This window comes from Enterococcus sp. ARL09-542, assembly GCF_005234805.1.
GTDB classification, from domain to species: Bacteria; Bacillota; Bacilli; order Lactobacillales; family Enterococcaceae; genus Enterococcus_D; species Enterococcus_D gallinarum.
Genome location: NZ_QPQX01000036.1, coordinates 1 through 5,099, shown reverse-complemented (window position 1 = coordinate 5,099; position 5,099 = coordinate 1). Strand labels below are relative to the sequence as shown.

General features: G+C 32.1%; 5 protein-coding genes and 1 pseudogene. 1 reads left to right on the top strand and 5 read right to left on the bottom strand.

What is annotated here, in order from left to right:
- Positions 1-372: 372 nt before the first annotated feature.
- The 3 genes from DVW06_RS17615 to DVW06_RS17125 are packed head-to-tail and all read right to left on the bottom strand — an operon-like array spanning position 373 to position 1,199.
- A complete protein-coding gene (locus DVW06_RS17615) occupies positions 373-597 on the bottom strand; it encodes a hypothetical protein (RefSeq protein WP_238696207.1) in 225 nt (74 codons plus the stop codon).
- 6 nt (positions 598-603) lie between these two features.
- Positions 604-1,035, bottom strand: a complete 432-nt coding sequence (locus tag DVW06_RS16595; protein ID WP_238696206.1) for a hypothetical protein — start codon at positions 1,033-1,035, stop codon at positions 604-606.
- 23 nt (positions 1,036-1,058) lie between these two features.
- Complete coding sequence (locus DVW06_RS17125) at positions 1,059-1,199, bottom strand: hypothetical protein (RefSeq protein ID WP_161569490.1); 141 nt, start codon at positions 1,197-1,199, stop codon at positions 1,059-1,061.
- Between the two features lie 505 nt (positions 1,200-1,704).
- On the opposite strand from DVW06_RS17125, the pseudogene tnpA reads away from it, so the two are divergent.
- A pseudogene (gene tnpA / locus DVW06_RS16585) lies at positions 1,705-2,177 on the top strand (IS200/IS605 family transposase).
- Positions 2,178-2,572: 395 nt separating this feature from the next.
- Here tnpA and DVW06_RS16580 read toward each other — a convergent pair.
- A complete protein-coding gene (locus DVW06_RS16580) occupies positions 2,573-4,030 on the bottom strand; it encodes an arylsulfatase (protein WP_137264902.1) in 1,458 nt (485 codons plus the stop codon).
- 262 nt (positions 4,031-4,292) lie between these two features.
- Positions 4,293-5,099 (bottom strand): PTS sugar transporter subunit IIC (locus DVW06_RS16575; RefSeq protein WP_174784194.1); only part of this gene is annotated, 807 nt, incomplete at its 5' end.

The window sequence follows — 5,099 nt, the reverse complement described above, 5'->3', positions numbered from 1 at the left end:
ATTAACAATTCCTCCAGTGTGTTTTCTTATATTTTACACACCTTATTTTTATTGTCTAGTTCAGTGTAACCTATCCACTCATTCCATCGTCTATCATAAAATCACCTAACTCATTTTAGTTCTTTACTCGACTACTCTTTTTTAGATCCTAAATATTCTTTTATACGTTCATAGGAACATCCTGCGTACACCGCTCCCATAATGATTCCAAAAACTATAGATCCTACGCAATTAGAAAGAATACTTCCTTTTTCAATAGGTATTCGATAAACATTTGTCATGACAATCATCATGAATATTCCATTACAAAGTGCATACATCACAAATAGTCGGAAAAACAGAAAAGAACTATTCCTTTTTTTATCTATCTTTCTATAAAAAACATACGTCCAGAAAAAAAAACAACATACACCCTAATAACAAAATCAGTTTTAGCACAAACCACCATGAAAAATGTGGATAGAATAAAAAATCAAGCAAACATAATAACGGAACAAAAGAAAAAAATCGATAAGAATGGGACAAATATTCCCAAAACGTTTCTTGTTTTAATTGTTCTATTTGTTGATAAAATTTTTTGTCATCCATCATTTCCATGTTCTCTTACCCCTCTTTTAATGTCGCAGACACTTGAATATCTTTTAACTTCTGAATATGAGTTAACATTGATCTGTTTGCTTTTACAACTACATGTACCACCCCTTTGGTTTTCCCTAAAATCAATTTTTTCTCTCTTTTCAATGGCTTTTTATCGGGACCTGCATATTCATGATTCATTTTATCTATAAGCCGAATCATTAGTAAATACTGCTTTCCCGGATCCGCATGTTCAAATGAGGGATCTCCTTGATAAAGCTCGTTCTTCGAAGGCTTTGCCTGAGATTTCTTTGTATCAAGAACTTCTGTCTCTAAAAACAACTCTGGTGATACATCTTCCGTTGTGCTAGTAATCATTTGTTCCTTAGCATTTTTGTTAGAAAACAACGACTTTCCTATAAATAAAACACTTCCGATTATAGTTAATCCAACAATCAATAATGTTACACTTTTTTTGTTTTCTATTTTTCCATATTTTCATCTATTTGACTACCCTTTTTCTTTTCTAAAACATTCATATGAACATGATTTTTTCTTCTCTTTACATCAATTTCATTCCTTCCAGCGTTGATACTTCCAATGATAGGGTAAATGATACCCATTAATCCATAGAAACGTTTTCTCAATTGGTGTGTCAATTAATTCAGATAATGCAAAAATAAATAAATTGGGACAATTCTGACACAGATAACGAAGCAACCCAATTTTTTCCTGATCCTTCTTTTTTTCATCTTCTAAACAACACACCTCTCTCATCCTCATTTTTTTCTTTAAATTAATTTCTTAAACATAATGTCAAAAAAGCAGAAATCAATAAAGATTTCTACTTTTTCTCTACTTCTCTTTTTGATATACTTTTTTTGAGTTGACAAACTTTAATCTATGAGTGTCATCAACCCACAATGCTAGATCCTTAAAAAAACCATCAATTTGTCAACTCATGCCTACTTGTACTATAAAGTAGGCTTTTTATTGTATGTTTGAAAACCACCTGCTGTGCTGGTGGTTCAAAAGAGCTTCCAGCATGGTATTAAAAAGACCTCCCAAAATTGATAAACTGATGTTGGTTTCCAGACCGCATCACCATCAAAGATAGGAGGTGTCCTTATTGAAAGGGACAAAGAAAGTTTATCACATAGTAAATGGAGATGTAAGTATAACATCGTGTTTGCGCCAAAATATCGGAGATAGATCATTTACGGAAAATATAGAGAAAGTATAAGCGAGATTCTTCGCACGCTCTATGAAATAAAAGGAGTAGAGATCATTGAGGCAAATGCTTGTGCAGATCATATTCATTTACTTGTAAGTATTCCACCAAAGTTAAGTGTTTCGCAATTTATGGGCTATTTAAAGGAAAAAAGTAGTTTAATGATATTCGCCCGTCATGCAGAGTTGAAATATCGCTATGGGAACCGAAATTTTGGTGTCGAGGGTACTACGTGGACACGGTTGGACGAAATAAGGAGCAGATAGCTGAGTATATTCGTAAACAAATAAAAGAAGATTATTCAGCAGATCAGCTTACGTTGTTTGAAGAAGTTGATCCGTTTACAGGAGTTAAAAACAAAAAGAGATAGAGTGAGATTCTTTTAGAATCAGCGAGTAGAAATGGTGCGGGGAGAAGCCTTCAGAGGGCCTTTTAGGCCGAGGCCGGTAAGAGAGGCTTCTAGCCGAAGAGCAAACCACCCGTTTCACGGGTGATTATGATTGTTCTTTGCCGGAATAATTATTTTACAAATATAAAAGTCAATTTAATTGGACGTTTTCAACTGATATTTTCAGCATTTTTCATCCGCATACTCGCATAGATAGCCAGTTTTGATTTTGCACAATTCACCGGTCCTTATTGACAAAGAGCAAAGAATATTTGATTTTTTTGAAATAAATAAAGACGCAAAGTTTTGCCTGTATCTGAGTATATTTTGACTCAGTATACCCTATGTTGATTTTTTATTGCATCTTCACTTTTAGTTTATTTTTTACTTTTTAAAGTTGAAACGATATTTGAAATTCCTATTTGAATTAACTGTCCGTTTTTGACAAACCCCTCTTCTCTACCTTTTAAATATCCTACTAATTTATGTTTCATTTCATAAATAATAGATTCGTATTTTTTATCATAATATAGGTTTTTCATCTCATTTGGATCATTTATCATATCAAATAATTGATACGTATTTTTTACGGGAAACCATATAAATTTCCATTTCTCCGTTAATATATATTGACTAGAATCCATCCCTAAACTATGTTCTCCATGAATTTCTCGCCGCCATCCTTCACAGTTTCCAAAGAGCAACTGTTTAACACTTTTTCCATCTGTATTTACATATTGTCCTAATACTAAATCAACTAATGAAGGAAATATATCCTGTATTTTTACAAGCTCTTTAATTCCATGTTTTTTTGCTGAGATCAGATCACCAGGATCGTAAATAAACGACGGGATACGAATACTCCCTTGGTAAGGATACCCTTTTCTGAATAAGTAATGTTCTCCTAATTGATCTCCATGATCTGAAATGAACCAAATGATTGTATCTTTATCATGTCTAAATTCTTTTAAAGCCATTAAAAAGCGATTGATCTGATGATCTATATGAGAAATAAGGCCATAGTATCCAGCAAACATTCTTCTTTGATCATCCTCTTTTAATTTTCCTCTTAAGGCACAAACATCTGGAACAACATGTTCTAATTTCTCCCAATTACCAATATGCAAATCTAGAGTGTCTGGTAATCTATCCATATACATATCAAAATAATATTTTGGTGGATTCAAAGGAGCATGAGGTTTCTCAAATGATAATTTTAAGAAGAATGGTACTGTAGGATCTTTCCGCCTTAAAAAGTTTATTCCTTCTGAAACCACCCAATTTGTTGGATGAAATTTTTCAGGATACATCCATGGTCGTGCTTCCCACGAATTACAATTTAACCCATCATCAATCAAATCTGCATCTGAGCCCAATGATTCTTTTAGAAACATTAAGTAATCACTAGAATATTCAAACTGCTCTCCATAAGATTTGTCATATTTTCGATCAACATGAAGATACCCGTCATGCAATAGTACATGATCAAATCCCAACCGTTTTCTTGAAGGATACACATGCATTTTCCCAATACACTCAGTTTGATATCCCTGTTCTTTAAAAACTTCTGGAAGTGTGTTTTTAAAATACCATGGAACCTCATCTTCATAACCTACCCTTCCCGAAGTTTCTTGATCTAATCCTGTCAGTAATGCTGCTCTTGCTGGAACACAACTTGGAACAGGCGAATAACAATTCTCAAAATTATATCCTTGACTAGCCATCATATCTAATGTAGGCGTACTAATGAATTTATCTTGACTATTCAAAGATAACGCATCTGCCCTCATCTGATCTACTACAATTAAAACAACATTTGGTTGATCCTTTTTCATATTAAAAACTCCAATCATTAAAATAATCAAACAACCTCTCTTGATTTAAGAAATTAAAATTTCCTTTTGAAAGGATATTTTTTTGTGATGAGCAAAAATTTAAATGGAATAACAATTCTTTTATAGCGGATGATTGATTACTTAAGAACACTTTATACTAAAATAAACCTTGATATCAAAAATCTCTAAATATTTTGTCAATATAAAATGTTATTCATTAAATTTCTAAATACTATAAATAACTATATCTTCTTTTTACTTATCAAACAGTTTCATTATTAGCCATCTTTACAAATGGTAAATAAATCAAGGTAGCTAAAATTAAATTGATTATTGATAAAATAATTGATCTCCAATCAAATCCTGTCGAAAAGAATCCATATAAAATCGGTGGCATCACCCAAGTTACATTTTGTGTTACTGGAGATACTAATCCTAAATCTGTTGCTAAATATGCAAGCCCAGCCATAATTACAGGACACAAAATTATAGGTATAAATAAAATAGGATTTAATACAGTAGGTAATCCGTACATCACCGGTTCTCCTATATTAAAAAGGCATGGAACTATTCCCAATTTAGCCACTTCTCTATAATGACCATTTTTTGATACCCAAAAAATCGCAATTAATAAACCTAAAGTTGCATACCAGACAAACGATCCGTATGATACACTTGTCCAAACATAAGGAATAGTTTCATTGTTTTGATAAGCTTCTAAATTAGCTAAAAGCGCTACTCCAAATACACCTTCCATAATAGGTGCCATAACATTTCCACCATGAATACCGAAAAACCAGAAAAATTGAACTAAGAAAGCAACTAATATAACAACAAAAAAACTTTGGGAAAGTCCTAACATAGGGCGTTGTAATATTTCGTAAATTACATCTGTTAAAATTTTTCCTGTTATTCTATTTAACAAAAATGTCAAAATAGCAATTATATAAAGAGAAACTAAAGCCGGAATAATTGATAAAAATGGTTTAGCGATAGCTGGAGGAACTGTATCAGGTAATTTAATTGTCCAATTTTTATTCATGAGTTTACAAAAAATAATTGAAGATAA